Below are 26,320 nucleotides of genomic sequence, written 5' to 3' on the forward strand. Positions count from 1 at the left end.
GGCCGCCCCGCCCTCCGGGGCCGGGCACCGTTCCACGCGAGACGACTACGGCCTTCCCGCGGTGTCCGCGGCGACGGTCAACCGGTGGGCGAGCCGGGCGCACGCCCGTGCGAGTTCGGGCGGTTGCAGGTCGGTGAGTTCGGTGTCGAAGGTGGCGAGGATCCCTGCGATGCCGGCCCAGGACCATGCGCCGAGGGTGAGTCTGCAGTGCTCGGCGTCGAGGTGTTCGACGACCGAGCCGCCGGGTGCCCAGCGGGCGACGACGCCGGCCGGCAGGCCGAGCCGGGCGCTGCCGGCGCACTCCCAGGTGGCGAGGGCATCTCCGCGATCGTGACTGCTCATGACGAAGTGGGCGAGGTCGTCGTGGGGGAGCCGGCGCGGGCCGAAGCGGTGGGTCGTGGGGCGGGTGCGGAGCCGGTCGACGCGGTGCACTCCCCACCGGTGGTTTCCCGGGTCGTGTGCGACCAGGTACCACCGGCCGGCCCAGACGACCAGATGGTGGGGCTCGATGCGGCGGGCGGGCAGGAAGTCGGCGTCGCCGATTCCGGGGCGTGTGCCGTCGGCGCGCAGCGTCTCGGTCACGATGACGCGGCGGTCGCGCACGGCTGCCCCCACGGCGGTGAGCACGCTCGGGTCGACGGGGGGCGCCGGGAACTGCCAGTAGTCGCGCAACGCGGTCAGGCGCAGGGACTTCATCGATTCCCGCAGGGCTGCGGGCATGGCCTGTTCGAGGGTGATCAACGCCCGCGCCGCGTCGTCCTCCAGGCCGAACACCGTTCCCGGCGCCGTCTGCAGGGCCACCGCGACCGCAAGGGCCTGATCGTGGTCGAACACCAGCGGGGGGAGGGTGTGCCCCGCGCCGAGCCGGTAACCGCCATCGGGTCCGTGGACGGTGGTGATCGGGTATCCCAGTTGGCGCAGCGTCTCGATGTCACGGCGGACGGTGCGCTCACCGACTTCCAGCGCGGTGGCGAGCTCGCGCAGTGGCCACAGGCGGCGTGATCCGAGCAGGGACAGCAGGCGCAGTGCCCGTCGTGAGGTGCTCGCCATCGCCCCATCATGCCCGGTACTGGCCATTCGGTGTCCACCACTGGTGTCACCGTTGGGTCTCCTCGGAGGTGCACGGCAAGTGGAAGGGGACGGTCGGGTATGCGTGTTGTCGTGGTCGGTGGCGGGATCGGTGGGCTCGCGCTGGGGGCGGGGTTGCGCCGCAGGGGGTTCGAGGTGACGGTGTTCGACCGGGACACCGATGTGACGGCGACGGGCGGTTACCACATCACCCTGGACGAGCGGGCGCAGTCCGCACTGCGGGAGCTGGTGGCTCCGGAAACCGTGCAGCGGCTGCTGGCGTCGGCCTCGGCGCTGCGGCTGCGCGACCGCGACGCGTTCTGGGACCGTCGCGGCCGGCTCCTCGGCCACGGGCCGGATCTCGGCGACGACTGCGGCATCGACGTCGATCGCATCACTCTGCGCACGCTGCTGGCCGAGGAGGTGGGCGACGACCTGCGTCTGGGGCGGCCGGTGTCCGGTGTGGGCCGGGGCGACGACGACGGAGCGCCCCGCGTACTGTTCACCGACGGCGCGCCCGTCCCGGCGGACCTGGTGGTGGGCGCGGACGGCGCCCACTCCCTGGTCGCCCGGCACCTGGCGGGAGCCCGCACGAACAGCCCGGCGGGGATCATGGGGTTCTCCGGCCGTACGCTGCGCAGCGACCTGAGTCCCGCCGAACGGCGACGCCTCGGGCCGCGTTCGGGGCTGGCGGTCGGCCCGCGGGGGGCGGCGCTGTACGTCGGCTTCCTCGACCCGGTCGGCAACGCGGTGCTCGACGCCCCCGAACTGCGGATGTCCGTCACCACCGGTCCCACCTACATCTGGGGCGCCATGTTCCCCGAATCCCCCATGACGGACGCCCTGCGGGCCTTGCGTGGCAGCGCGTTGCAGGCCGCGCTGCTGGGACGGTTCCGGCAACGGGGTTGGGCCGAGCACGCGCTCGAAGTCATCGCTCGCGCCGACCCGCGCAGCGTGGCCGCGTATCGCTTCCATGCCGCCTCGACCCGTGCCTGCGAGCTCGCGCCGTGGCCCGCGGGCCGTATCACCGCGCTCGGCGACGCCGTCCACGCGACACCGCCCACCGCCGGAATGGGCGCCGGCGCGGCCGTCCGCGATGCTGCCGCCCTGCTACGGCACCTGGGCCGTGTGACGGACGGCGCCATGACGACGGCCGAGGCCGTGTACCGGTTCGAGGCGGGCATGCGCCGGCGCGGCAGCGAGGTCCTCTCTCTGGCCATGAGAACGGTCAGGATGATCCTGGCCACCGACACCGCGCTCGGCGCCGCCGCGACCACCGTGACCGCCCCGGTCCTGGCCGCCGCCGCCCGGCTGCGTCATCGGTGACCAGCACCGGCGGGGGCTGCGCGGCCGCGGCCCCGCATCCGCTCGGCTTTCACGGCAGGTCCCGTCGGTCCGCGGGGCCGAGCACCCCCTTCAGGCGACGGCGCCCACCTCCCGCAGCAGGTGGGCCAGGGTCTCGCCGCGCGCGGCGACGAAGCTGCGTCCGGAGTCGTCCCCGGCGAAGCCGGGGGTGAAGGGCGCCCCGGACAGCGTGCGCAGCTCCACCCCCGCCTCGGCCGCGAGGAGCGCCCCCGTCGGCAGGTCCACGCCCTCGGCGCGGTAGCCGACGAAGGCGTCGATGGTGCCGCGCGCCAGCAGGCTCCAGCCGAGCAGCGGGGCCCACAGCTGGAGGACCCGCCGGCAGTGGAGTTCCAGCGCGCCGCGCAGGGCCACCGCCGTCGCGTCCCCGCGCCGCACGGCGTACCCCTGGGTCCAGGCGACGACGGGTCCGGGGCGCGGCAGCCCGGGCGCGGGCCCCGTCAGCGCGCCGGCGCTGCCGTGTGCTCCGTGGCCCCTGACGGCGTGCCAGGTCTGTCCGGTGACGGGCTCGTGCACCACGCCCATGACCGGGACGCCGGCCAGGCACAGCCCGATGCCGACCGCGTAGGCGGGCAGGCCGATCGCGACGTTGTTGCTGCCGTCCAGCGGGTCGACCAGCCAGGTGCGCTCGCCCGCCGCGTCCAGCAGTCCGGCCTCCTCGGACAGGATCCGGTCGTCCGGGAAGTGCCGCCGGATCCGTCCCAGTACGAGCTTTTCGGCGGCGAGGTCGAGGTCGACCTGGACGTCCCCGTACTCGTCCTTCGTCCGCAGGCAGTGCGCGGCCCCGAAGCGCCGGCGCAGCAGACCGCCCGCCTCCTCCGCCGCGGCGACGGCGATCCGCCGCTCGCGGTCGAAATCAGGCCCGTTGCTGGGCATCGAGCCTCCTGAGGACGGTGTGGACGCTGCGCACGGTCTGGGCCTTGTCGCACAGCCGGCGGGTCGTGCGGCGCGGCCGGCCGTCGAGCGGTCCGAGCGAGAGGTCGCGCCGGCCGGGGACCGACAGCCCGTGGACCAGGGTGGCCGCCGGTTCCGGGCCTTCCAGGGCGGTCGCGTGGAACTCCCCCGCGGGCAGCGTGTACGTCTCGCCACCGGAGCTGATGTGGGCGGGACCCGGCTCGCTGCGCACCAGCACGGGCGTGGGGCGGATCTCGTCGACGCCGTCGCTGCGGCTGTGCACCTCGAACACCCGGTGGGTCGCCCCCTCCTCGCCGTCCCGCACCACCCGGGTGCGTACGGGGAGGTTGGCGACCCGCCCGTAGAGCACCCGGCTGCGCAGTTCCCAGCTGTGGGCGTGCAGGGGCGAGGCGTCCGGTTCGGCGCGGTTGTCGGCCTCGAAGAGGTGTACGCAGATTCCGCGCGGGCCTTCTCTCAGCAGCGGCAGGCACAGGAACCCGAGCGGATGGCGCACCGCACGCAACTCACGGTCCCCGGAAGCGATCTCCTCCAGGTGGACGAGGGTCCTTTCGAGCTCATGGTCCATGGCACGCGCCGGAGCGCCTCACCTCCTGTAGGGGTCCTCCGCGTGCAGGGCCTTCTCGATGACCGTGCCGATGTCGCTGTCGGTGAAGACGCGCGGCAGCGAGAGCCCCAGGTCGTCGAAGAGCGTGCGCACTTCGTCGACGGTGGGTTCCTGGCCGAGGGGCGACGCGACCCGCAGATCGAGGACGGTGGCCTGCTCGCGGCTCTGGTGCAGCTCGGTGACGTAGTAGTCGTAGAGCGGTTGCCCGCGCTCCACCAGCAGGTTCACCCGGGACCGGTCGTCCTGGGTGATGACGAGGCAGGTCTCGGAGAGGTCGAAGCGCAGGGTGGGCACGGCGGACGAGAGGTGCACGCTGATTTCGAGGGTGGTCAGCTGGCGCTGGTACCAGCAGGCGGCGAGGACGGTCGCGTACGACTCCTGGCGGACCCGGTCGGTGGTCCACACGTCGTCGCCCCGGCGCTGCCCGCCGAACATCTGCCGGAACCGGGCGTAGGCGGCGCAGGCGCGCTCGTCGGCCGGGTTGACGATGTCGATCTTCACGTTGAGCTGGGAGCGCTGCTCCTTGGCCGCGGCCACGCACAGCGGCAGGGTGACCGCCCTGAGGTAGGTACCCGTACCGCCTTTGAAATACCAGAGGTTGGTGTGCTGTCTGGCCTTGCGCAGGGCCTCGCCGACCTCGTTGCCGGAGAGGGAGCGGACCATGGCGAGGTCCTCCAGGGCCTGGCGGGTCCCGCTCAGCGCCTCGTGGATGCTGGCCGGCCGGCGCACCCGCTCCACGATCGAGCCGGTCGCGAGGAGGCCGAGGACGACGAGGGTGGCGCCGGAGGAGACGTCGTCGCTGACGACGTCTCCGAAGATGTCGAGGAAGCCGACCGCCATCGCGACGCAGAGCGCGACCACCACGTCGGCGTTGCGCAGCACCCAGGCCACGAAGCGCTCCAGCCGCCCGACCTGCGCCGCCATGAACGCACCCCCTCCCCCGCCCCTGCTGTCGATGGTAGGGATCCTGCGGCGGCGCCACCAGAGGGACTTCGCGTCGCGCAACAGCGCACGCGCGCACGCCGGTTCACACCGTGCGGCCCCGAGGGCGTCAGGCGTCGGCGGGTACCAGCAGCCGTGCGCGCAGCTGCTCCGCGGTCCGGTCCGAGAGGCCCACCCGGTCCGTGAGGTAGCCGTGCACCGAGCCGTGACGGGCCCGGAGGTCCGCCAGCACCAGCTCCATGACCACCGCGGGGGCGCGGCCGTAGCTCGGCCACTTCATGACCCGGTCCGGGTTGGCGGCCCGCCAGTCCGCGGCGAGGCGCTCGGTGGCCAGCTCGGTGAGCGCGAAGTCGGCGAGGACCTCCTCCTCGGGGACACCGAGCAGGGTGAGGACGAACGCGGCGATCAGCCCGGTCCGGTCCTTGCCCGAGGTGCAGTGGAAGACCGCGGGCCCGGGTGCTTCGGCGATCGTCTCCAGGACCTGCCGGATCTCCTCGGCGCCGTCCTCGGTGACCTCCGCGAACCGGTCGGCGAGGTAGCGCCAGGGGTCGATGGCGGGGTCGATCTCGGCCTGGTCGTAGGGCCGGTGCTCGATGCTCAGGTTGACGTAGTGGAACCGCTCGGCCTCGGGCACCCGGCCCTTGGCAGCCATCTCCCACGGGTAGCGCAGGTCGATCACGGTGCCGATGCCCAGCTCCACGAACCTGTCCCAGTCGGCGCCGCGCAGCTTGCCCAGCGAGTCGGCGCGGTACAGGGTCCGCCACCGGACGGCTGCTCCGTCGGCGCCCCGATAGCCTCCCAGGTCACGGAAGTTGTGCAGTTTTTCGAACGGAACGTGCCGGTCCATCGGATCTCTCCCCCTCGTCCGCGGCGCCGCTCCCTGACGCCGCCCGGGCCCCACCGTAGATCATCCGGCCCGGCCCGCGGCGCCCGTTGAGGGGCGTCGCGGGCACGGCGGGATCCGCGGGGCACGGCCTAACGGGCGGCCGGCACCGGCACTTCCGTGCGGTGCGCCGGGAGGTCGAAGGCCTCGGCCAGCAGTTCGTAGGAGCGCCGCCGGTCGGACGGGTCGGCCGTGAGGGTGTTGACGATCAGCTCGTCCACCCCGTGGGTGGCGACGAGCCCCGTCAGTACGGCGTGCACCTGCTCGGGTGCCCCGGAGACGAGGGCCGCGCGGTGTACCTTGGCCCGCTCCAGCTCCGCGCCCGTCCAGCGGTGGCGGCGCGTCGTCTCGTACGACGGGAGCGGCGCGTCCTGGCCGAGGTCCTTGCGGGCACGCCACAGCAGCAGGCTCTGGGCCAGCTCCTCGGCGCGGCCGGCGCTGTCGGCCGTGACCACGCGTACCGCGAGGGCACCGCCCGCGGGCCGGCCGGTGGTCCTGCGGAACTGGGAGCGGTAGTCGTCGAACGCCTCCGGTCCGCCGGCCGGGGAGAAGAAGTGACCGAACGCGAAGTCGGTGCCCAGCAGGCCGGCCAGGCGCGCCGACTCGCGCCCCGCGCCCAGCAGCCACATCTGCGGCGGGACGGGCGGGTGCGGTACGACGCCGCCCGCGCCGAGCAGCGTCCGCAGGTCCGCGAGCCGCTGCGGGAAGTCCCGTGCGGGGCCGCCGGCCCGGCCGATGCCGAGGTCGACGCGGCCCGGGTGGAGGGAGGCGAGGACCCCGAAGACCTCGGCGACCTTCGCCGGGTCGTAGCGGGGCAGCAGCACCCCGCCGGTGCCGATCCGCATGCGCGAGGTGCGGGCGAGCAGGGCTCCCGCGAGGATCTCCGGGGCGCTGCTCGCGAAGCCCGGGGAGCCGTGGTGCTCGGCGACCCAGTAGCGGGTGTACCCGAGGTCCTCGGCGGCCCGGGCCAGGTCCACGGAGGCGCGCAGTGCCTGGTCCGCGGTGTGGTCCTCGCCGACGGGGGTCTGGTCCAGTACGGACAGTCGCGGGTTCGTCATCAGGGACGGCCTTTCAGTGCTGGTGGGCGGGGAGGCCGGTGGCGCCCGCCACGGTCGCCGGGACGATCCTGAAGTCCCGTTCGAAGACGAGGTTGTGCAGGTCGGCGGCGGCGATGGCGCGCATCGTGGGGAGTTCGCGGGCGGCCTGCTCGTCGTCGAAGACGTTGAGCGGCCATTCGGAGACCGTGGCGCCGCGCAGGTGGGGGTGGTGGAAGCCCGCGCCGTAGTGGGCGTAGAGGGTCACCGGGGGGATGTCGGCGGTCGACTGCTCGTCCCACCAGAGGGTCCAGGCGTGGAAGAGGCTTCCGTCGTCGCCGCGTTGCACCCCGCTGCCGTCGACCACGCCCTGCCCGAGGAGGAGTTCGTCGTTGAGCTCCGTGAGGGCCTGGCGGGCGTACGGGTCGAGGAGGCGGGCGGCGGTGCGGAAGTGCTCCTCCTTGTCGGGACGGGTGACGGCGCCGCCGTGGTGGCCGTCGCGGAGGTCGGCGAAGTGCCGGAGCAGGGCGTCGAGGTTGGGGGTGTCGGGGCTCATGTCGGCTCCATGGGGGAGGTGAGGTGAAGGACGGGGAGGTGAGGGCGCCTCAGGCGCCGGGGCGGGCCGGTGAGGTGAGCAGGCGCAGGGCCACGCCCAGCCAGCCGCGCAGCGAGGCCGTCTCGGACGCGGCGCCCGTGGGGCGGCCGGGCTGGAGGAACGCCCCGTGGCCGGTCTGCCCGAACTCGCGCAGGGTGACCTCCACTCCGGCCGTGTGCAGCAGGCGGGCGTATCGGTGTACGTCGTCGCTGACGGGGTCGAGGTCGCCGGTGGCCAGGACGGCCCGTGCCACGCCGCGCAGGTCGGCCGCCTCGAAGGGGGTGCTGTGGAGCCGGGTGCCGTCGGCGGCGGCGGGCCGACCCGATTCCCGGTAGTCCTGCCAGGCCGCCGTCAGGTAGGCGGCGGTGGGGAACATGTCCGGGAAGCGGTGGTACGAGGCCGCCGTGCAGCCGGGGTCCAGCGGCGGGTAGGCGAGCAGCTGGGCGGCCAGCGGGAGGCCGCGGTCGCGGCAGGCGAGGGCGGCGCAGGCGGCGAGGGTGCCTCCGGCGCTGTCTCCGCCGACCGCGACGGGCAGGGGTTCCCCGGCCCGTCCCCCGGCCTGCTCCCGGGCCCAGGCGAGCGCCGCCAGTACGTCCTCGACCATGGCCGGGTGGCGTACCTCGGGGACCAGCCGGTAGTCGACGCTGGCGACGGCGAAGCCGGAGGTCCGGGCCAGTTCGGCGGTGGGGCCGTGCCAGTCCTGGGCCGATCCGGCGCGCCAGCTGCCGCCGTGGGCCCAGACCAGCCAGCCCTGCGGTGCGGATGCGGCCGGCCGGTAGACCCGGGCGGGGACGGGGCCGGACGGGGAGGGGATGCTCGCGTGCTCCCAGCGGACCTGGGCACGGCTCTGTCCGGCGGCCGAGTGGGTGGGTGTTGCCATCGGGGTTCCTTCCCTCCGTGCCTGGGGCCAACGTTCGCCGCCTCGGCAGGTCTGTCACAAGGCGGAGTTGCCTTAGTTGCCGGGCTGCTTGGTGCGGAGGAAGAGGACGGTGGTGAGGATGCCGAGGACCACGATGGCGGTGTTGACGATGACGGCGGTGGTGATGCCGGCGTGGATGTCGGTGTGGGCGGCGGCGACCGCGGACATGATGGGCGTGCCCATCGTGATGCCGATCTGCTGCGTCATCGTCGCCAGACCCGTTGCCATGCCCTGCTCGTGGTCGGGAAGGCCGGTGGTCGCGGTCACCATGAACCCGACGATCACGAGCATGTTGCCGACACCACCGGCGAACGTCGCGATCAGCAGCAGCCACATCGACGCCGACGTCTCACCCAGCGCCACCAGGCTCAACGTCGCCACGGCCTGCAGCACACCACCGATGATCAGCGTCGACCGCGTACCCACCGCACCGATCACCCGCGGAGCGATCGAACCACCGATCACCGTGCCGATACCCAGCACACCGAACGACAGACCCGCCGTCAGCGGCGAGAAGTCCAGCACCTCCTGCAGATACAGCGTCATCAGGAACACCAGACTGGTCTCCGTCAGAAACGCGATCAGACCCGCGATGTTCCCCCACGCCACGGTCTTCTTCTTGAGCACGCTGACCGGCACCAGCGGGGCCGAGCTCTTCGACTCGATCGCATAGAAGGCGATCAGCAGCACCACGCCCGCGGCCAGCCAGCCCAGCGCCGACGGCGCACCCCAACCGTGCTCACCCGCCTGCGTCAACCCGTAGATCAGCGCCAGCAGACCCAGCGTCACCGCCGTCGCACCCGGAACATCCAGCTTCGGACGCGTCGTGGGACGGGACTCCTTGATCACGGTGGGGGCGATCAGCAGTACGGCCAGGGCGACGGGGACGTTGATGAAGAACGCCCACCGCCAGGACAGCAGATCCGTGAGCACTCCGCCCAGGATCGCGCCCGTCGTGAACCCCGCCGACATCAGCGCGCCGTTGAGACCCAACGCCTTCTGGCGCAGCGGCCCTTCGGGGAAGGAGGTGGTGAGCAGGGACAGGCCCGCCGGGGTGACGGCGGCCGTCGCGAGGCCCTGGAAGACGCGGGCGACGATCAGCATCTCCGGGCTGTTGGCCAGGCCTCCTGCCAGGGACGACAGGCCCAGTACGGCGAGGCCCACCAGGAACAGCCGCCGCCGGCCGAACAGGTCCGCGACCCGACCGAACAGCAACGTGAAACCAGCAGCACACAACGCGAACGACGTCGCGATCCACTGCAGATTCGACAACGAGAAACCGAGCCCGTCACCGATCACCGGCAACGCCACGTTCAGAATCGAGAAATCCACCGCCAGCATGAACTGCGCCACCAGCAGCACCACCAGCACGAGCTTCAAACGCCCGTCCAAACGGGCCGGCACCTCCCCCGCACCCGAATCAACCCGCGCACCCTCGACAACCGACATCGCCAGACTTCCTCTCGATCACGCAACGGTGTGTTGCGTCATCGACTCTGGACCGGTCGGAAGGGCTTACCCAGCCTCCTGGTTGTGCTGGCGCCGCGCAAGCTAGCACTCCCAGGGCCACCTTCCGGGGCGGCGCCCGGCGCCCTCCCCCGGCACACTGGAGGGCATGGACACACCGACCGCTCTCGGAGAGTTCCTCCGCACCCGTCGCGCCCAGCTCCAGCCCGAGGACGTCGGGCTCCCGTCCCACGGCACCCGCCGGCGCGTGCCCGGGCTGCGGCGCGAGGAGCTCGCCCTGCTGGCCGGCGTGAGCATCACGTACTACACGCACCTGGAGCAGGGGCAGAGCACGAACGCCTCGGACAGCGTCCTCGACGCCCTGGCCCGCGCCCTGCGCCTGACCCCGGACGAGCACGCGCACCTGCACAACCTGGCCCGGCCGCCGCGCGCCAAGCGGGCCTCCTCGCCCCGCCCCGAGTACGCCCGCGACACCACGCGCCGGCTGATCGGCGCGATGCCGCAGGTCCCCGCCGTCGTGCTGGACGGCCGCAACAACGTGCTCGCCTGGAACCCGCTGGGGCACGCCCTGCTCGCCGGGCACCTGGACTTCGCGAGCCCCGAGGATCCCGCCGTACGCCCGAACCTCACGCGGATGCTGTTCCTGGACCCGCACACCCGTGAGCTGTACACCGACTGGAAGAGCGAGGCCCGGGTCGCGCTGGCGGCGCTGCGCCTGGTCGCGGGACGCAACCCCGAGGACCGCGCGCTGGCCGAGCTGATCGGCTCGCTCATGCTGCAGAGCCCGGACTTCGCCTCGCTGTGGTCGAAGCACCCGGTACGGGACTGCACGGTCGGCACGAAGACCCTGCACCATCCGGTGGTGGGCGCGCTGACCCTGGACTTCGAGAACCTGCACCTCACCGATGGCACCAACCACCGGATGCTGCTCTACAGCGCCCCCGAGTCCTCCCCTTCCGACGCGGCGCTGCGCATGCTGTCGAGCCTGACCGCCGGGGCGGCGGCGGGTACGGGCCGGGGTACGCCGGAGCCCGCGCCGGCTGATGCCGACGCGGGCGGTGAGCGGTAGGGCGGTTGAGGCGCAGGGCGGTTGAGGCGCGGGGCGGTTGAGGCGCAGGCCGGAGGCCGGACGGGTCAGTCGCGGGCGGCCGCGCTGACCGGGGTCCGGTCCCCGGACGGCTCATGGGCCGCGGCCGGGGCCGGGAGCGACGGCGTACGGGGCCTGGCGCGGCCGAAGCGGCGCATCGCGGGCATCTCGACGAAGCGGAAGAGGAGCCAGCCGCCGAGCAGCGAGGCGGCGAAGAAGCCGGCGATCACCAGCAGGGCTACGGGAACGCTGTAGGTGTGCTCGCCCAGCAGCGAGCGCAGGTAGAAGATCGTGACGCCCTGGACGAGGTAGAAGCCGAAGGAGACCTCGCCGAGCCAGACCATGGGGCGGCTGCGCAGGAAGGTCTCGCGGCCCTGGACGTCGGCGTGGGCGGTGGCACCGATGAGGGCGGCGACCGGGATGATCGTGGCGACGACGAACCCGTACTGGAACGGGGCGACGAGCGCGGCGGCGTAGCCGAGGACGGTCAGGGCCAGTGAGACGCCGAATCCGACGCGGCGCGGCCACAGTCCCGCGAGGACGATGCGGGCGAGCAGGATGCCGAGGACGAACTCGAAGAGGCGGCCGGCGGGCAGCAGGTAGCCGAACCAGAACTGCATTCCGGAGATGGGTGTGATGGTGGACTTCGGGGTGTCGGGGACGAAGTAGGTGGCGATGAGCTGGACGGCGACCATCCCGGCGACCATCGCGGCGCTCCAGCCCCACAGCGCGGTCCGGCCGCGGAGCTTGCGGATCGGGACGATGAGCGCGGGGAAGAGCATGTAGAAGAGCAGCTCGCTGCCGAGGGACCAGCTGGGCGGGTTGACGCTGAGGTTGACGGTGGGCTGCGGCCACCAGGTGTGGATGAGCAGGAGGTTCGGCAGCCAGTCGGCGACGCCGGTGACGGCCGATCCGGCGAAGAGGACCATCGCGGCGGCGAAGACGACGAGGTGGTTGGGGAAGATCTTCAGCAGTCGGCGGCGGAGGAACGCGGTGACGGGTTCGCCCGGCTTGGCGGCCCAGGCGAGGACGAAGCCGGAGAGGACGAAGAAGAAGGAGACGCCCAGGTAGCCGGCCTTGCCGAAGGCGGTGGAGTACCAGTCCGCGATCCCGGCGTCGGCGAAGGGGTTGATGGGGGCGTTGGGCGGGATCGGGGAGTCGGTCAGGGACGAGTGGAAGAAGAAGACGGAGAGCGCGGCGAAGAACCGCAGACCGGTCAGTGAGGGCAGCTTCGCCCGCTTCGCGGCGTCGGAGGACGTCGTGGAGGCCACAGGGAATCGCTCTTTCGGAAGAGGTGCGGAAGAGGTTTCGTGAGGGACGGCCCCCGGGGCCGTGGTCCGCCGGGTGGCGGGGGGCACGGTCCCGGGCGGCGCGCGCAGGGGCGTCGCGGAAGGCGGGACTGCCCGTCGGGGGCTCGGAGCGCGGGGTGCGGGTGCGGGGTGCCCCTACTGCTCGATCTGGTTGCGGTGGAGCATGAGCTTGGCGTCCTTGGCCACGTAGTAGTTCTGCACGGAGTACGCGATGGTGGCGAAGTCCAGGCGGCCGTCGCCGTTGAAGTCGGCGGTGGCGATGCGGGCCACGGACTCGTCGGAGACGCGCCACTTGGCCCAGATGCCGTTGGCGGCGTCGATGGCCTTGTAGTACATGACTCCCTGCCAGGGCCACGGGCCGCGCAGCGCCACGAGGAACTCGTCGTCGCCGTCGCCGTCGAAGTCGGCACAGACGATCTGGTGGCCGGGGCCCTCGCCGTTCTCGTTGGGGTCGCCGTACACGTCGAGCAGGACGCGGTTCCAGCCGGGGCCGTCGCCGGACTTGGTGTAGACGGCCACCGTGTTGCCGTGGAAGGGCTCGATGGCGGCGACGTAGGCCATCGGGTCGTCGCCGAGACGGCCGGCGTTGAGGTCGCCGCTGCCGCGGAAGCCGGTCTGCTCGAACTGGGTGAGCTCGCCCGTGCCGATCAGCTCCCGGATCCACTCCTGGCGGGCCTCGTCGTAGTGGAGCCAGGTGACGCCCTCGTCGGAGGCCAGCAGCAGGGACTCCAGGTCGGAGCCGGGGATCAGGCCCTTCTTCTTCTCTGCTCCGTGGATCATCCGGAAGTGGCTGTCGTCGACGACGGTCATCTCCCACTCCTCCGCCGTGTGCACGTCGTCGGGCTGGGTGAACAGCACGACGGGCAGTACGGCGTGGACGTCCTCCTTGGCGACGATGGGGAGGCCGATGATCTGGAGCCGGTCGGTGCGGGTGAAGTGGCCGGCGCGCAGGCGGTGCATGCCGGTGGCGCGGCCGACGTAGTGGCGCTTCCAGCGGGACTCGTCCTTGTCGGGGGTGCCCGGGTTCTCCAGCCAGTCGATCTTGCCGCCCTCGGTGTTGGCGTCGTGGATCGTGCCGATCGGGCCGTAGAGGTCGTAGCAGACGATCACGTCGGGGTGGCCGTTGCCGGTGACGTCGGCGTAGTCGGCACCGACGGGCATCTTGATCCGGTCGGCTATCAGGCGGCGGGTCCAGTCCCCGTCGTTGGCGTACCAGTAGATCTCGCCGAGCCGGAGGCCGTAGCCGAAGAGGTCGGGCTTGCCGTCGCCGTTGATGTCCGGGGCTTCCAGCCAGTAGCCGTCGCGGAGCTGGTCGGCGACGACCTCGGCGGTGAACTTCGGTACGCGCAGGGCCTTTTCGCTGCTGCTGCCGGTGGTGGTCACGAGTGCTTCTCCAGGGGGTTCGGGGTGGTCACGGGGAAGAGGGTGCGCAGCGCGCGGGGTACGGGGTGGTACTCGATGGCGAGCCAGATGCAGTCGGTGTCGGCCCGGTACTGGTGCCAGGGGTAGTGGTAGGTGCACTGGGGACCGGTGGCGCAGAACGGGTCCGGGGTGGTGTAGCCGGGGCTCATCAGGACGTCCTGGTAGAGCGTGGCGTGGTCGCGGTCCCGGAAGCGCTGCATCCGGCCGAGGCCGTGGACCTGGGTGTGGACCTCGATGAAGTCGTGGCTGTTGTGGACGGCGCAGTCGGTGCCGGCGGGCGAGAACCAGAGGTTGGCGCGGACGTTGAACTCGCGCAGGTCCGTGGCGCTCTCGCGCTCGCCGAGGACGTGGGCCGGGTCGAACAGGACGGTGTTGATGTCGTCCTGCGGGCTGCGGTGGAGCGCGGTCTCGCGGGGGAACTCGCCCGGGCCGAGGAGGTCGGCGAGATGGGACCAGCCGGGCTCGTCGGTGATGCCGGTGACGTCCGTGCCGTCGGGGGCGGAGCGCAGCAGGAGGAGCGCGTCGGCCTTCTCGATGCGGGTGTCGGCGAGGACGGTGGAGGAGAGCGGGGGGATGGTCTTGCGGGGTTCCTCCGCGATGGTCACGGGCGTCACGCCGGGGTTGACGACGATGGTGCGGCCTTCGACGGTGTAGTCCACGGCGTCGCGCACGAGGTCGGCCCTCAGGTACGGGGTGCTGAAGTTCAGGGGGCGTTCGACGGCGGACGGGGTGGCGCTCATGCGTGCTCCTCTCGGTCGGGTGCGGGCGCGCGGTGCGGGGGCGCGGTGCGGGGGCGCGGTGCGGGCCCGGGCACGGGCTCGGGCTCAGGTGCGGGCGAAGTCGGCCGTGCGGGCGAGCTCGACGCTGAGCTCGTCGACGGCGTCGTCGGGGACGAAGGGTTCGGGGGCGGGGCCCAGGCCGAAGAAGTGGGCGAGGGCGGCGACGGTGCGCTCGGTGGCCCGGCCGTCGCCGTACGGGTTGGCGGCGTTGGCCATCCGGTCGTAGGCGGCCCGGTCGCGCAGCAGCTCCAGGGTGTGGGCGACGATGCCCTCGGTGGCCGTGCCGACGAGGCAGGCGGTGCCGGCGACGATGGCCTCGGAGCGCTCGGTGACGTCGCCGAGGACGAGCGTGGGCTTGCCGAGGGCGGGGCCCTCCTCCTGGCTGCCGCTGCTGTCCGAGACGATGATGTCGGCGCGGCCCATGAGCTTGCAGAAGCTGAGGTAGGGCAGCGGGTCGGTGACGGTGATCCCCGGGTGGCTGCCGATGTGCGGCAGGAGCGCCTCCCGGACGACGGGGTTGCGGTGGAGCGGTACGACGACGCGGACACCGGGCTCGTCGGCGATGCGGGCGAGGGCCCGGCCGATCTGCGGCAGGTGCGGCCAGGCCTCGCGGCGGTGCGCGGAGGCCAGGACGACCTGCCGCGGGTCGCTGTCGAGGTCGGCCAGGGCCGGGTCGCCGTAGCTCTCCGCGCGGCCGCTGGCCCAGCGCAGGGCGTCGATGACGGTGTTGCCGGTGACGGTGACGGTGTCGGCGGCGATGCCCTCGCGCAGCAGGTTCGCCAGGTTGCCGGGGGTGGGCGCCAGGTGGAGGGCGGCGACCTGCGCGACGAGCCGTCTGTTGCCCTCCTCGGGGAAGGGCGAGCCGAGCCGGCCGCTGCGCAGGCCGGCCTCGACGTGGACGACGGGGATCCGCAGGTGGAATCCGGCCAGGGCGCCGGTGAGGGTGGTGGCGGTGTCCCCGTGGACCAGGACCGCGTCGGCGGGCGAGGCCGCGAAGTAGTCCTCCAGGCCGCGCAGCGAGCGGTAGGTGACCTGGGAGAGGGTCTGCTTGGGGGCCATCACCTTCAGGTCGACGTCGGCGGTGAGGCCGAAGTCGTCGAGGGTCTCGTCCAGCATCTGGCGGTGCTGTCCGGTGGAGATCACGACGGGCTCGAAGCGCGGGTCGTCCTGGAGGGCACGGATGACCGGCGCGAACTTGATGGCTTCCGGCCGGGTGCCGAGGACTACGGCGACGGAACGCATGGCTTCCTCTTTCTTCGTGGCGCGTTGGGAATCGGGCCGTGGCATGGCGGGGGAAGGGGTGCGGCACGGCGGTGCCGCGGGGGTGCCCGGGGGTGTGCCCGCGGACGGGGTGCGAGGGTGCGGCCAGGGGATCGGATCGCTCTGCGAGGGGCCCTTTTCGGCTGCCCTCTTCCGGCCTGGAATCAGCTTTCCCGGAGCCGCCCGGACAGTCAACGAACCCCCGCGGCCACTCGAACAGTTGGCCGGGAACGCCAGAGGCCCCGCACTCCGGGGAAGGGAGTGCGGGGCCTCTGAGCAGGGATGACGGTCGCGGGACCGCGGGCAGGGTCGCGTGGGGGACGCCGGACCGCCGGCGGTGGCCCGCCGGCCGTCATCCGTCCGGGATCAGCCTCGGGCAGGCTTGATCGACATGGAGTGGCGGAAGAAGTCGGACGGGTCGTAGCGCTTCTTGACCTGCTGCAGGCGCGGGTAGTTGTCCTTGTAGTAGAGGGTCTGCCACGGCACGCCGGAGCGGTTGCGGCGCGGGTCGGTGATGTCGCGGTCGGGGTAGTTGATGTAGCAGCCGTCGGTGCTGTCGTCGATCAGGGGCACGCCGCCGGTCGCCGAGAAGAAGTCCTCGTAGAGGTCGCGCAGCCAGCCCAGGTAGAAGGCGTCCTCGCTCTCCTCCTGCCAGAAGGTCTGGAAGCACATCTTGAAGATGGACGACCGCTGAGCGTTGGCCGTCGCGTCGGGCGCGACGGCGTTGACCTGGCCGCCGAAGGAGAACAGCACCAGCATGGTGTCGGGGTTCTTGAAGTCGGGCCGGCTCATGTACCGGTAGAGCGCCGAGATCTGGTGGTCGGTGAAGTTCTTGCGCATGTACGCGGACTTGTGCGCGCCGCGTGAGGTGGGGTTGGTGATGGTCGGGTTGTTGGTGCCGACGAGCCGGGTCGCCTGGAGCCAGGGCAGTGTCCTGGGCTCGGCGAACTGCGGCATGGCGGGCAGCTCGCCGGTGGCGCGGGTCAGCGCCTTGGGGGTGATTCCCGTACCGGCGGTGATGGCCGCCACGTAGTCGTCGAGGAGCCTCCGCGCGTTCGGCACGGTCGCGTCGACCTGGGTGAACATGCCGACGCTGCCGTGGGCCTTGGAGCTGACGTTGAACAGGCTGGACAGGTTGCGGTAGGGGCTGTCGGGTGCGCTGTGGGCGGCGTGCCAGGCACCGAAGTTCTTCAGGAGGCGGGTGAACTTCGCCTCCGTCAGCTGTTCCCAGGGGAAGTCGAGGGCGCTGACGAGGACCTTCGACGGCGGCGATATCAGCTGCTCGGAGGGTACGGAGCCCTTCGCGCCCGGGGAGCGGAACCAGTAGCGGGTCACCAGGCCGAAGTTGCCGCCCCCGCCGCCGGTGTGCGCCCACCACAGGTCGCGGTGGGGGTCGTTCTTCTCCCGGGTGGCGACGACGGTGCGGACGCCGCCCCGGCCGTCGGTGACGACGACCTCCACGGCGTAGAGGTGGTCGACGACCAGGCCGTGGGCGCGGGAGAGGAGCCCGTAGCCGCCGCCGACGATGTGCCCGCCGGCTCCGACGCTGTAGCAGATGCCGCCGGGTATGGTGACGCCCCAGCCCTTGTAGAGGGCCTCGTACACGTTGATCAGGCGGGCGCCCGCCTCGACGACGAAGGCGCGGCGCGCGGGGTCGTAGCCGACGTGCGTCATCTCCGAGAAGTCGATGATGACCTCGGTCTCGGGGTGGGCTGCGAAGTCGGCGAAGCAGTGGCCGCCGCTGCGCACGGAGACCCGCTTTCCGGCCCGGACGGCGTCTCTCAGGGCCCGTTCGGCGTCCGCGGTCGAGCGGACCATCTTGACGTAGTCGGGGCGTGCGACGAAGCGCTGGTTGTTGCCGGTGGTGAGCATCTCGTAGCGCGGGTCGCCCGGGCGTACGACGGCTCCGGTTCCGGCGGCCGCGCCGGGCGCGGCGGAGGCGGCGGGATCCGTGGCCGCTGCCGCGGGGCCGGCGAGCGCGCCGGCCACCGCCGCGCCTCCGACGACGGCCGCGCTGCGGGTGAGCATGGTCCGGCGATCGACACCGTTCATGGGGCTACCTCGACTTCTGTTCGACGATGGGGTGGGTGCCGTGCCCGGCACCGGCGGAGGGGTGCTGCGCGGGAAGGCGTGCGGGGGCGAACGGTTCGGAGGCGAACGGTTCGGAGGGGAGCGGTTCGGAGGGGAGAGGTTCGGCCGGGAGCGGGCGCGGCCTGCGGCCGTTCCTGCGGTCCAGGTGGCCGGAGAGGGCCGCGGTGCCGAGGCCGGCGGCGGCGAGCCCGGCGCCGATCCAGGTCGGCGAGGTCCAACCCAGGCCGTGGGCGACGGCGAGGCCGCCGAGCCAGGCGCCGAGGGCGTTGCCGAGGTTGAAGGCCGCGATGTTCGCCGCGGAGGCGAGGGCCGGGGCCCCGGCCGCCTGCTGCATCACGCGGGCCTGGAGGGGCGGCACCGTGGCGAAGCCGATCGCTCCGAAGGCGGCCAGGGTGACCGCGGCGGGCAGCGCGGCCCGCGAGGTGAAGGTGAAGACCACCAGCACCAGGCTGAGGCCGCCGAGGATCAGGTACAGGCTGGGCATGAGGGACCGGTCGGCGGCCCGGCCGCCGAGTACGTTGCCCACGCACAGCCCGACGCCGAAGAGGACGAGGAGCCAGGCGACCGCGCCGTCGGAGAAGCCGGCCAGTTCCGTCATCATCGGAGCGAGATAGGTGAAGGAGGCGAAGACGCCGCCGAAGCCGAGGACCGTCGTGGTCAGGGCCAGCCACACCTGCGGCCTGCGGAAGACGGCGAGCTCTCCGCGCAGGGCGCCGCGCTGCGGCGCGGGCTGCGCCGGGACCAGCGTGACGAGGGCGAGCAGTCCGACGATCCCGATGCCGGTGACCGCCCAGAAGGTCGAGCGCCAGCCGAACTCCTGGCCCAGGAAGGTACCCAGGGGCACGCCGAGCACATTGGCCAGCGTGAGACCCGTGAACATCAGGGCGATGGCGCTGGCCCGCCGGTCGGGAGCCACGAGGTCGGCGGCGACGACGGAGCCGATCCCGAAGAACGCGCCGTGGGTGAGGGCCGCGATCAGCCGCCCGCCCATGAGGGCCGCGTAGTCCCCGGCGAGGGCGCAGAGCAGGTTGCCCGCGATAAAGATCGCCATGAGCACGACAAGCATGGTCTTGCGGGGAAGCCGGGCACCGGCCGCGGTCATCAGCGGTGCGCCGACGACCACGCCCAGGGCGTATCCGGTGACCAGCATGCCGGCGGAGGGTATGGACACGGACAGGTCGTCGGCCACCTCGGGGAGCAGGCCGACGATGACGAACTCGGTCGTCCCGATCCCGAAGGCGCCGACCGCGAGGGCGAGCAGGGAAGCACGCATCGGCCCGGTCAGATCTGCCGCAGGGCGCCGCCGTCGACGCTCCACTCGGCGCCGGTGACCTGGCCCGCCAGGGGCGACAGCAGGTACGCGATGACGCCGGCGGCGTCCTCGGGAGTACCGATGCGGCCGCTGGGCAGTCGGCGGACCTCGCGGATGAAGTGGTCGACGGCCTCGTCCGCGGGCAGCCCGAACCGCTCGCCGAGCTGCTCGGCGAAGCCTCCGGGTGCGTCGAAGAGCGCGGTCCGGGTGGGCCCCGGGGAGACCACGTTCGAGCGCACGGCCCGCGCGCCGAACTCCGCGGCGAGGGACTTGGAGAGGGACAGCAGCGCCGTCTTGGCCGACGCGTAGTCGACGATGCCGGGCTCCGGGAAGCGGGCGGCCTCGCTCGCCACGTGGACGACGGATCCGGCTCCCGATTCCAGGAGCGCGGGCAGGGCCGCGCGGGTCATGCGGACGGTGGAGTGGAAGTTGACGTCGAAGGTGTGCTTCCACTGCTCGTCGGTCACGTCGAGGAAGCCGGTACGGGATTCCAGTGCGCCGACGTTGTTGACGAGTCCGTCGAGCCGGCCGTGACGGGCGGCCACGGCTTCGGCGACCTGCCGGGCCGCGGCGGGGTCGGTGAGGTCGGCGGTCAGGGTGCTGACCCGGTCACCGGGCCCTTCCGGGCTCCAGGGCTTACGGGCCACGCCGACGACGGTGGCGCCTTCGGCGGCGAGCAGGCGGACGGTCGCCGCTCCGATGCCGGACGACGCGCCGGTGACGAGGTACACGCGGTCTTCGATGTGGAGGTCCATCACGTTCCTTGAGAAAGAGGAGACCTTGGGAAGGGAGGGGGACGGCGACCTGGCGGGGAGAGGGGGGAAGCGGCCCGGCACGGGCGGGGGCGGCCGTGCCGGGCCGCTTCCAGGGGGGTCCTCGGTCGGAGTCGGTCAGCCGGCGGCGGTCTGCCCGGCCTTGTTCTTGAGGAAGAGGACGGTGGTGAGGATGCCGAGGACCACGATGGCGGTGTTGACGATGACCGCGGTGGTGATGCCGGCGTGGATGTCGGTGTGGGCGGCGGCGACCGCGGACATGATCGGCGTGCCCATCGTGATGCCGATCTGCTGCGTCATCGTCGCCAGACCCGTCGCCATGCCCTGCTCGTGGTCCGGCAGACCCGTCGTCGCAGTCACCATAAACCCGACGATCACGAGCATGTTGCCGACACCACCGGCGAACGTCGCGATCAGCAGCAGCCACATCGACGCCGACGTCTCACCCAGCGCCACCAGGCTCAACGTCGCCACGGCCTGCAGCACACCACCGATGATCAGCGTCGACCGCGTACCCACCGCACCGATCACCTTCGGGGCGATCGAACCACCGATCACCGTGCCGATGCCGAGGACACCGAACGACAGACCCGCCGTCAGCGGCGAGAAGTCCAGCACCTCCTGGAGGTACAGCGTCATCAGGAACACCAGACTGGTCTCCGTCAGGAACGCGATCAGACCCGCGATGTTCCCCCACGCCACCGTCCGCTTCTTCAGCACCGATACCGGCACCAGCGGGGCGGTCGACTTCGACTCGATGGCATAGAAGGCGATCAGCAGCACGACACCCGCGGCCAGCCAGCCCAGCGCCGACGGCGCACCCCAACCGTGCTCACCCGCCTGCGTCAACCCGTAGATCAGCGCCAGCAGACCCAGCGTCACCGCCGTCGCACCCGGAACATCCAGCTTCGGACGCACATCCGGACGCGACTCCTTGATCACCGTCGGAGCGATGAACAGGACCGCGAGGGCCACGGGAACGTTGATGAAGAACGCCCACCGCCACGACAGCAGATCCGTCAGGACACCGCCCAGGATCGCGCCCGTCGTGAACCCCGCCGACATCAGCGCACCGTTCAGGCCGAGGGCCTTCTCACGGAGCGGACCCTCGGGGAAGGAGGTGGTGAGCAGGGACAGACCGGCCGGCGTCACCGCCGCGGTCGCGAGGCCCTGGAAGACCCGCGCCGCGATCAGCATCTCCGGCGACGTCGCCAGACCGCCCACGAGCGAGGACAGGCCCAGTACGGCCAGGCCCACCAGGAACAGCCGCCGCCGGCCGAACAGGTCCGCGACCCGACCGAACAGCAACGTGAAACCAGCAGCACACAACGCGAACGACGTCGCGATCCACTGCAGGTTCGACAACGAGAAACCGAGCCCGTCACCGATCACCGGCAACGCCACGTTCAGAATCGAGAAATCCACCGCCAGCATGAACTGCGCCACCAGCAGCACCACCAGCACGAGCTTCAAACGCCCGTCCAAACTGGCCGGCACCTCCCCCGCACCCGAATCAACCCGCGCACCCTCGACAACCGACATCGCCAGACTTCCTTTCCGACACACACATGAACGGGGCCTTCCAGCGGGGAAGGCCGAGATGGGGGGTGGAGGGCCGCTCAGGGGCGGGCCTCCGCCGAGGCGCGGCGGCCCAGTTCCTCCGACAGTTCCTGCCAGTCGCGGGCGCACTGCGCGGCAGCGGCGGCAGCGGTCTCCGCGCGGTACGGGGGCACCGCGGCGATGATCCGCTCCCGCTGGCGCAGGGCGCTCACCTGGAGGTCGAGCATGCGCAGCAGCAGCCTGCCCGCCTCGCTGAGTCTGAGCAGGGGGTCCTTGCAGAGGCCGGTGACCAGCGCGGGCAGCGGCTGCCCGCGGGCCCGTCCCCGGTCCGCCGACCGGGCCGGCGGGGACGGCGGGACGCCGGAGCGCCGCTGTCCCGCCGGTACGGGGTCCTCGCCCTCGCCGATCCGGCGGCGTACGTCCCGCACGGTCGAGGGCGCGATGCCCGCCTCCCGTGCGATCTGCCGCAGGGAGGCGGTGGGCCGGCCCGCGAGCAGTCGGGCCGCGGCCTCCCGGCCACGGGCCGGATCGGCCGGCCGGACGCGCCCGTCCCGGCCGAGGCGGCCCGGCGGTTCGCGCTCCGGCACCTCCCGGCGGCGCAGCGCCGCGACGGTCTTGGCCGCGAGCCCGGTCCGCCCGGCGATCCCGCGGTCGGACCAGTCCGGGTGGGACCGCAGGATGCGCAACGCCGCGGCGGTACGTTCCGCCTGGGTCAGCGGGAGTCCGTGGCTGATGTTGGCCTCGACCGAGAGGACGAACGCGTCCTCGGCACTGCCGTCGAAGTACGTCACGCCGACGGTCTCGCGACCCCTCAGCACGGCCGCCCGCAAACGGTGCGTCCCGTCGATGATCCGCATCGTGGGACGGTGCACGAGCAGCGGCGGCAGTGTCCGGCCGGAGCTCGCGAGGGCCTGTGCGTGGCTCTCGTCCACGGGCACGCTGCGGGGGGAATCCGCGGCGAGCAGTGCACCGACCGGCACCTCGGCGGCGGCGTGAGGGGTCCGGCCGGCCGAGTGTCCTGCGTTGGAGTCGTCCATGGTTCACCTCCCTTCGTGCACTCGCTGCCTGGGCACCGCGCGGTTCGCCGGGCCCGGAGAAGAAATTACGTAATTACCGTTCGGTAACCTACTCGGGGACCGAACCCCTGTGAGATTTCGGCAAGTTGGCGGAGTCGGAGCCGGTCAGGTGGGCGACCGCGGAAGTTCCCCGGTCGCCCACCGGGCGGCGGTTCAGACCGGGGCGAGCTCCTCGGCGCGCACGAACTCCCGCAGCCAGGAAAGGAAATCGGGGCCGAGATCCTCGCGTTCGCAGGCGAGGCGGACCGTCGCGCGCAGGTACTCGGCGCGGTCCCCCGTGTCGTAGCGGCGACCGGAGAAGACCACGCCGTGCACGGGGCGTCCGGCCCGCACCAGGGTCCGCAGGGCGTCCGTGAGCTGGATCTCCCCGCCGCGCCCGGGGCTCGTGTTGTGCAGCACCTCGAAGATCTCGGGATCGAGGAGGTAGCGGCCGATGATCGCGAGGTTGCTGGGGGCGGTGCCGGGCTCCGGCTTCTCCACCAGCTCGGTGATGCGCACGCCGTCCCCGCCGGCCGACGACCGCTCGACCGCGGCGCATCCGTACAGGTGGATGGCGTCCGGGTCCACTTCCATGAGGGCCACGACGCTGCCGCCGAGCCGGGCGCGCACCTCGGCCATGCGGGCGAGCAGGGGGTCCCTGGGGTCGATCAGGTCGTCGGCGAGGAGGACGGCGAAGGGCTCCTTGCCGACGTGCGGTGCGGCGCACAGGACGGCGTGCCCGAGGCCCTTGGGGTCCCGCTGGCGCACGTAGTGGATGTCGGCCAGTTCGGTGGAGGCGCAGACGCTGTTGAGTTTGTCCTGATCGCCACGGCGCTGGAGGGCCTCCTCCAGCTCGTAGTTGCGGTCGAAGTGGTCCTCGAGCGGCCGCTTGTTGCGGCCGGTGACCATGAGGATGTCGGACATCCCCGCCGCGACCGCCTCTTCCACCACGTACTGGATGGCGGGCTTGTCGACCACCGGGAGCATTTCCTTCGGGGTGGCCTTCGTCAGCGGGAGGAACCGTGTTCCCATTCCCGCGGCGGGGATCACTGCCTTGGTTATCTGCGGAGGCGTGGAATTCATGCCGCCGACGCTAGACGGAGCCTCGCGCCACAGGCCAGAATTCCTCGGCTTTTTCGCCTACTTGGGCATTTCCGCTTCCGGGCGGACCGCGACGCGCCGCCGGATCAGGCACCACAGCTCGCCGAGCTCGCCGACGACCGCGCCCGGGCGGTCCTCCCGGTCCCTGCGGGCCCGCGCGACCACGCCGCCGACCAGGTGCCCCGTCAGCTGGGTGAGCGGGCGGGGGTCGACCTCCGGGTGGAGCTGGCCCTCCTCCGCGGCTTGTTCCAGCAGTTCTTCGACGTCGGGGAGCCAGCAGCCGCACCACTCGGGGCCGGCGCCGACGCGCTCCTGGGTGAGCCGGGCCGCGGCGCGCACGGCCGCGTCGGTCTCGATGAGCCGGCCGAGGGCCAGGACGAGCGAGGAGACGGTGTCCAGCGCCGGCCCGCCGCGGGCCGTCACGCACTCGACCACCCTCCGGGTGGCGGCCCGGCCGGAATCCTCCACGGCGGAGGCCAGTTCACCCTTCGCCGAGAAGTGAAAGGTGACGGCTCCGATCGAAATACCGGCCGATCTGCTCAGCCGGGAAAGCGACGTCCCCTCGTATCCATTGCGATCGAATTCGGCGGCGGCCACCGAGATCAGATGATTACGGGTGCGCACGCCGCGCTCTTGCTTCACCACTGCACTACCACTGCCATCCGGTTCGTTCCTCACTCACCCCGCGCCCGGCACGGGGACGACCTCCAGCGTCACCCCGGTGCCGACCGCGCACAACGGCTACTTGACGAAGAAGCGACCATGCCCCGCCGTCCCGTGCCGCCCGCGCCGGGGGCGGGCGGCGCCGTACCTCCAACGTGCCCAAGTCGCCGCGGGGACGCCATACTTTAGCTGGAAAACAAAACGAACGTTCTGTATTCTCTTGGCTGTCATGGCGCACACCGATGTCCGCACCGGAAGGGAGACGACAGATGACGGCGCACATGAGGACCAGAGCCCCGGCTGCCGGCGGCACCGCCCTGGACGACTTCACAGAACGCCTCTTCGGCCACTTACCGAGGGCCGACCAGCGCAGATGGGCCCGGGTCTACCTCCAGGGCCTGCTCACCACCCCGGGCAAGAAGTCCGTCCGCAGGCTCGCGGCTTCCGTGACCGCGTCACCCACCGCGTCCCAGTCCCTGCAGCAGTTCATCAACGCGAGTCCCTGGGAGTGGGATCCGGCCCGCGCCGAGCTGCTCCGCTGGGTGGAGGAACGCCACCCGGTGCACGCCTGGACCGTCGGACAGGTCTGCTTCCCCAAGCGCGGTGAGCACTCGGTCGGCGTGCACCGCCGCTTCGATCCCGTCGCCGGACGCATCGTCAACTGCCAGTTCGGCTACGGTCTCTTCCTCTCTCTGGACGGCATGAGCGTGCCCGTCGACTGGCGGCTGGTGCTTCCCGAGTCCTGGTCGGTGGACCCCGCCCTGCGCCGCCGGGCGCGAATCTCCCCCGACGTGGCGCACCAGAGCGCGGAGTCACTGGTCCTGGAGCTGGTCGACTCGATCGCCGCCCGCACCTCGTCCGTACGCGCCCCCGTGGTCGCCGACCTCAGCCGCCTCGGCGCGGCCGCCACGCTGATCGGCATGCTCGGCCGGCGCGGCCACGACTTCCTGGTGTCCGTCCCGCCCACCCTCGCGGTCTGCGCGGCCGGGCCGGGCCACGGGACCGGACCGACTCGGACGCCGGCGCACGCCACCTCCGCCGGCGACCTCGCGCGGCGGGGCAACACGAGCCATCCGTACGCGGCGCCGCTCACCGGCCCCGCCGGGCGCCCGCAGCAGCATCCACAGCCACATCCGCTGCGCATCCAGTCGGCCCTGGTCCGGGTACCGGGCGCCGACCTGGCGGCCCCGGGCGCGCAGCAGACGTACCGCCTGTTCGGCGAACGGCGCCCCGGTCCGGGGGCGCGGGGCGCCGGCGGCGCGGTCTGGCTCACCAACATGAGCCGCCACCGGATGGACGACCTGCTGCGGCTGGTCCGGCAGTCGGGCCGGGCCGCCGCCACGCTGGGGGTCCTGGCCGACGACTTCGGGCTCCTCGACTTCGAGGGGCGTTCCTTCCCCGGCTGGCACCACCACATGACCTTGATGTCGGCCGCGTACGCGTACAAGGGCCTGCCGGCGCTGCGGGAGCGCTACGCGCCGTCGGCGTAGCGGCCGGGCGGATCCCGCGCCCGAGAGCGCGGGTCCGCCCGGCTGGTCAGGCGCGGATGAGGGCGAGGGCCTCGTCGCGGACCCGGGCCAGGGTGTCCGCGTCACGCGCCTCCACGTTCAGGCGCAGCAGCGGCTCGGTGTTCGACGCTCGCACGTTGAACCACCAGTCGGCACCCGTGACCGTCAGACCGTCCAGCTCGTCCAGGCTCACACCCTCACGGCCGCCGAAGGTCTCCTTCACCGCCGCCAGACGCCCCGCCTGGTCCGCCACGGTCGAGTTGATCTCGCCCGAACCCTCGTACCGGTCGTAGGAAGCCACCAGCTCCGAGAGCGGACCGTCCTGACCACCCAGCGCCGCCAGCACGTGCAACGCCGCCAGCATCCCGGTGTCCGCGTTCCAGAAGTCCTTGAAGTAGTAGTGCGCCGAGTGCTCACCACCGAAGATCGCACCCGTCCTCGCCATCTCCTCCTTGATGAAGGAATGACCCACCCGGGTCCGCACCGGCGTCCCGCCGTTCTCCCGCACCACCTCCGGCACCGACCAGGACGTGATCAGGTTGTGGATCACCGTGCCCGACCCGCCGTTGCGGGCCAGCTCACGCGACGCCACCAGAGCCGTGATCGCCGA

At 72.2% G+C, this 26,320-nt stretch carries 24 protein-coding genes; 3 read left to right on the forward strand and 21 right to left on the reverse strand.

Annotated elements, in window-relative coordinates; translation table 11 throughout:
• Positions 1–45 precede the first annotated feature (45 nt).
• On the reverse strand, positions 46–1,050 hold the full coding sequence (locus AB0O53_RS08765) for a helix-turn-helix transcriptional regulator (protein WP_365194134.1): 1,005 nt from the start codon (positions 1,048–1,050) through the stop codon (positions 46–48).
• 99 nt (positions 1,051–1,149) lie between these two features.
• On the opposite strand from AB0O53_RS08765, the gene AB0O53_RS08770 reads away from it, so the two are divergent.
• A complete protein-coding gene (locus tag AB0O53_RS08770; RefSeq protein ID WP_365194137.1) occupies positions 1,150–2,394 on the forward strand; it encodes an FAD-dependent oxidoreductase in 1,245 nt (414 codons plus the stop codon).
• A gap of 90 nt (positions 2,395–2,484) precedes the next feature.
• Here AB0O53_RS08770 and AB0O53_RS08775 read toward each other — a convergent pair whose 3' ends face one another.
• The 8 genes from AB0O53_RS08775 to AB0O53_RS08810 form a co-directional block, all read right to left on the reverse strand.
• Positions 2,485–3,306, reverse strand: a complete 822-nt coding sequence (locus tag AB0O53_RS08775) for an inositol monophosphatase family protein (protein WP_350990886.1) — start codon at positions 3,304–3,306, stop codon at positions 2,485–2,487.
• The gene (locus tag AB0O53_RS08780) at positions 3,287–3,910 is read right to left on the reverse strand and encodes a hypothetical protein (RefSeq protein WP_365194140.1); all 624 of its coding nucleotides are present in this window, start codon (positions 3,908–3,910) and stop codon (positions 3,287–3,289) included. The genes AB0O53_RS08775 and AB0O53_RS08780 overlap by 20 nt, the downstream gene beginning before the upstream one ends.
• 18 nt (positions 3,911–3,928) lie before the next feature.
• Entirely contained in the window at positions 3,929–4,873 is a 945-nt protein-coding gene (locus tag AB0O53_RS08785) for a hypothetical protein (protein WP_350990882.1), read from the reverse strand.
• Positions 4,874–5,000: 127 nt separating this feature from the next.
• Positions 5,001–5,738 carry a tyrosine-protein phosphatase gene (locus AB0O53_RS08790; RefSeq protein ID WP_350990880.1) on the reverse strand — a complete coding sequence of 246 codons (738 nt, stop codon included), beginning with the start codon at positions 5,736–5,738 and terminating at the stop codon, positions 5,001–5,003.
• 128 nt (positions 5,739–5,866) lie between these two features.
• On the reverse strand, positions 5,867–6,832 hold the full coding sequence (locus AB0O53_RS08795) for an LLM class flavin-dependent oxidoreductase (RefSeq protein ID WP_350990878.1): 966 nt from the start codon (positions 6,830–6,832) through the stop codon (positions 5,867–5,869).
• A gap of 13 nt (positions 6,833–6,845) precedes the next feature.
• Complete coding sequence (locus AB0O53_RS08800) at positions 6,846–7,364, reverse strand: hypothetical protein (protein WP_365194143.1); 519 nt, start codon at positions 7,362–7,364, stop codon at positions 6,846–6,848.
• Between the two features lie 49 nt (positions 7,365–7,413).
• Entirely contained in the window at positions 7,414–8,283 is an 870-nt protein-coding gene (locus AB0O53_RS08805; RefSeq protein ID WP_365194145.1) for an alpha/beta hydrolase fold domain-containing protein, read from the reverse strand.
• A gap of 72 nt (positions 8,284–8,355) precedes the next feature.
• A complete protein-coding gene (locus AB0O53_RS08810; RefSeq protein ID WP_350990874.1) occupies positions 8,356–9,771 on the reverse strand; it encodes an MFS transporter in 1,416 nt (471 codons plus the stop codon).
• 166 nt (positions 9,772–9,937) lie between these two features.
• Between AB0O53_RS08810 and AB0O53_RS08815 the strand changes: the two genes are divergently transcribed.
• Positions 9,938–10,858: a helix-turn-helix transcriptional regulator gene (locus AB0O53_RS08815; RefSeq protein WP_350990873.1), complete on the forward strand. Its 921-nt coding sequence runs from the start codon at positions 9,938–9,940 to the stop codon at positions 10,856–10,858.
• A gap of 65 nt (positions 10,859–10,923) precedes the next feature.
• Here the strand turns inward: AB0O53_RS08815 and AB0O53_RS08820 are convergent, their stop codons facing one another.
• The 11 genes from AB0O53_RS08820 to AB0O53_RS08870 form a co-directional block, all read right to left on the reverse strand.
• Complete coding sequence (locus AB0O53_RS08820; protein ID WP_365194147.1) at positions 10,924–12,147, reverse strand: acyltransferase family protein; 1,224 nt, start codon at positions 12,145–12,147, stop codon at positions 10,924–10,926.
• A 174-nt stretch (positions 12,148–12,321) separates the two neighbouring features.
• Complete coding sequence (locus AB0O53_RS08825; RefSeq protein ID WP_365194149.1) at positions 12,322–13,569, reverse strand: FG-GAP repeat domain-containing protein; 1,248 nt, start codon at positions 13,567–13,569, stop codon at positions 12,322–12,324.
• The gene (locus AB0O53_RS08830; protein WP_350990868.1) at positions 13,566–14,348 is read right to left on the reverse strand and encodes a hypothetical protein; all 783 of its coding nucleotides are present in this window, start codon (positions 14,346–14,348) and stop codon (positions 13,566–13,568) included. Before AB0O53_RS08830 ends, AB0O53_RS08825 begins: the two co-directional genes overlap by 4 nt.
• An 84-nt stretch (positions 14,349–14,432) precedes the next feature.
• Positions 14,433–15,629, reverse strand: a complete 1,197-nt coding sequence (gene wecB, locus AB0O53_RS08835; protein ID WP_350990866.1) for a non-hydrolyzing UDP-N-acetylglucosamine 2-epimerase — start codon at positions 15,627–15,629, stop codon at positions 14,433–14,435.
• Positions 15,630–16,013: 384 nt separating this feature from the next.
• Positions 16,014–17,699 (reverse strand): FAD-binding oxidoreductase, encoded by a 1,686-nt coding sequence (locus tag AB0O53_RS08840; RefSeq protein ID WP_350990864.1) that lies wholly within the window; start codon positions 17,697–17,699, stop codon positions 16,014–16,016.
• Between the two features lie 4 nt (positions 17,700–17,703).
• Entirely contained in the window at positions 17,704–19,011 is a 1,308-nt protein-coding gene (locus AB0O53_RS08845; RefSeq protein WP_350990862.1) for an MFS transporter, read from the reverse strand.
• A gap of 8 nt (positions 19,012–19,019) precedes the next feature.
• Positions 19,020–19,805, reverse strand: a complete 786-nt coding sequence (locus tag AB0O53_RS08850; RefSeq protein WP_350990860.1) for an SDR family NAD(P)-dependent oxidoreductase — start codon at positions 19,803–19,805, stop codon at positions 19,020–19,022.
• 135 nt (positions 19,806–19,940) lie between these two features.
• Positions 19,941–21,365 carry an MFS transporter gene (locus tag AB0O53_RS08855; RefSeq protein ID WP_365194154.1) on the reverse strand — a complete coding sequence of 475 codons (1,425 nt, stop codon included), beginning with the start codon at positions 21,363–21,365 and terminating at the stop codon, positions 19,941–19,943.
• A gap of 77 nt (positions 21,366–21,442) precedes the next feature.
• A complete protein-coding gene (locus AB0O53_RS08860; RefSeq protein WP_350990856.1) occupies positions 21,443–22,420 on the reverse strand; it encodes a ParB/RepB/Spo0J family partition protein in 978 nt (325 codons plus the stop codon).
• Between the two features lie 192 nt (positions 22,421–22,612).
• Entirely contained in the window at positions 22,613–23,521 is a 909-nt protein-coding gene (galU, locus tag AB0O53_RS08865) for a UTP--glucose-1-phosphate uridylyltransferase GalU (protein ID WP_365194157.1), read from the reverse strand.
• 57 nt (positions 23,522–23,578) lie between these two features.
• Positions 23,579–24,163 carry a TetR family transcriptional regulator gene (locus tag AB0O53_RS08870; RefSeq protein WP_359129932.1) on the reverse strand — a complete coding sequence of 195 codons (585 nt, stop codon included), beginning with the start codon at positions 24,161–24,163 and terminating at the stop codon, positions 23,579–23,581.
• Positions 24,164–24,471: 308 nt separating this feature from the next.
• On the opposite strand from AB0O53_RS08870, the gene AB0O53_RS08875 reads away from it, so the two are divergent.
• Positions 24,472–25,692: an IS701 family transposase gene (locus AB0O53_RS08875; RefSeq protein ID WP_435886625.1), complete on the forward strand. Its 1,221-nt coding sequence runs from the start codon at positions 24,472–24,474 to the stop codon at positions 25,690–25,692.
• 46 nt (positions 25,693–25,738) lie between these two features.
• Here the strand turns inward: AB0O53_RS08875 and AB0O53_RS08880 are convergent.
• A partial coding sequence (locus AB0O53_RS08880) for a phosphohexomutase domain-containing protein (protein ID WP_494517991.1) occupies positions 25,739–26,320 on the reverse strand: 582 nt, incomplete at its 5' end.

Source organism: Streptomyces erythrochromogenes (assembly GCF_040684695.1).
Taxonomy (GTDB): Bacteria; Actinomycetota; Actinomycetes; order Streptomycetales; family Streptomycetaceae; genus Streptomyces; species Streptomyces erythrochromogenes_C.

Bases quoted from the DNA above. Each gene is read 5' to 3' on its own strand.
- AB0O53_RS08810 (WP_350990874.1), bottom strand. From the start codon at position 9,771: ATGTCGGTTGTCGAGGGTGCGCGGGTTGATTCGGGTGCGGGGGAGGTG.
- AB0O53_RS08765 (WP_365194134.1), bottom strand. From the start codon at position 1,050: ATGGCGAGCACCTCACGACGGGCACTGCGCCTGCTGTCCCTGCTCGGA.
- AB0O53_RS08800 (WP_365194143.1), bottom strand. From the start codon at position 7,364: ATGAGCCCCGACACCCCCAACCTCGACGCCCTGCTCCGGCACTTCGCC.
- AB0O53_RS08775 (WP_350990886.1), bottom strand. From the start codon at position 3,306: ATGCCCAGCAACGGGCCTGATTTCGACCGCGAGCGGCGGATCGCCGTC.
- AB0O53_RS08840 (WP_350990864.1), bottom strand. From the start codon at position 17,699: ATGAACGGTGTCGATCGCCGGACCATGCTCACCCGCAGCGCGGCCGTC.
- AB0O53_RS08875 (WP_435886625.1), top strand. From the start codon at position 24,472: ATGACGGCGCACATGAGGACCAGAGCCCCGGCTGCCGGCGGCACCGCC.
- wecB (WP_350990866.1), bottom strand. From the start codon at position 15,629: ATGCGTTCCGTCGCCGTAGTCCTCGGCACCCGGCCGGAAGCCATCAAG.
- galU (WP_365194157.1), bottom strand. From the start codon at position 23,521: ATGAATTCCACGCCTCCGCAGATAACCAAGGCAGTGATCCCCGCCGCG.
- AB0O53_RS08785 (WP_350990882.1), bottom strand. From the start codon at position 4,873: ATGGCGGCGCAGGTCGGGCGGCTGGAGCGCTTCGTGGCCTGGGTGCTG.
- AB0O53_RS08795 (WP_350990878.1), bottom strand. From the start codon at position 6,832: ATGACGAACCCGCGACTGTCCGTACTGGACCAGACCCCCGTCGGCGAG.
- AB0O53_RS08805 (WP_365194145.1), bottom strand. From the start codon at position 8,283: ATGGCAACACCCACCCACTCGGCCGCCGGACAGAGCCGTGCCCAGGTC.
- AB0O53_RS08845 (WP_350990862.1), bottom strand. From the start codon at position 19,011: ATGCGTGCTTCCCTGCTCGCCCTCGCGGTCGGCGCCTTCGGGATCGGG.
- AB0O53_RS08855 (WP_365194154.1), bottom strand. From the start codon at position 21,365: ATGTCGGTTGTCGAGGGTGCGCGGGTTGATTCGGGTGCGGGGGAGGTG.
- AB0O53_RS08790 (WP_350990880.1), bottom strand. From the start codon at position 5,738: ATGGACCGGCACGTTCCGTTCGAAAAACTGCACAACTTCCGTGACCTG.
- AB0O53_RS08780 (WP_365194140.1), bottom strand. From the start codon at position 3,910: ATGGACCATGAGCTCGAAAGGACCCTCGTCCACCTGGAGGAGATCGCT.
- AB0O53_RS08770 (WP_365194137.1), top strand. From the start codon at position 1,150: ATGCGTGTTGTCGTGGTCGGTGGCGGGATCGGTGGGCTCGCGCTGGGG.
- AB0O53_RS08860 (WP_350990856.1), bottom strand. From the start codon at position 22,420: ATGGACGACTCCAACGCAGGACACTCGGCCGGCCGGACCCCTCACGCC.
- AB0O53_RS08850 (WP_350990860.1), bottom strand. From the start codon at position 19,805: ATGGACCTCCACATCGAAGACCGCGTGTACCTCGTCACCGGCGCGTCG.
- AB0O53_RS08815 (WP_350990873.1), top strand. From the start codon at position 9,938: ATGGACACACCGACCGCTCTCGGAGAGTTCCTCCGCACCCGTCGCGCC.
- AB0O53_RS08830 (WP_350990868.1), bottom strand. From the start codon at position 14,348: ATGAGCGCCACCCCGTCCGCCGTCGAACGCCCCCTGAACTTCAGCACC.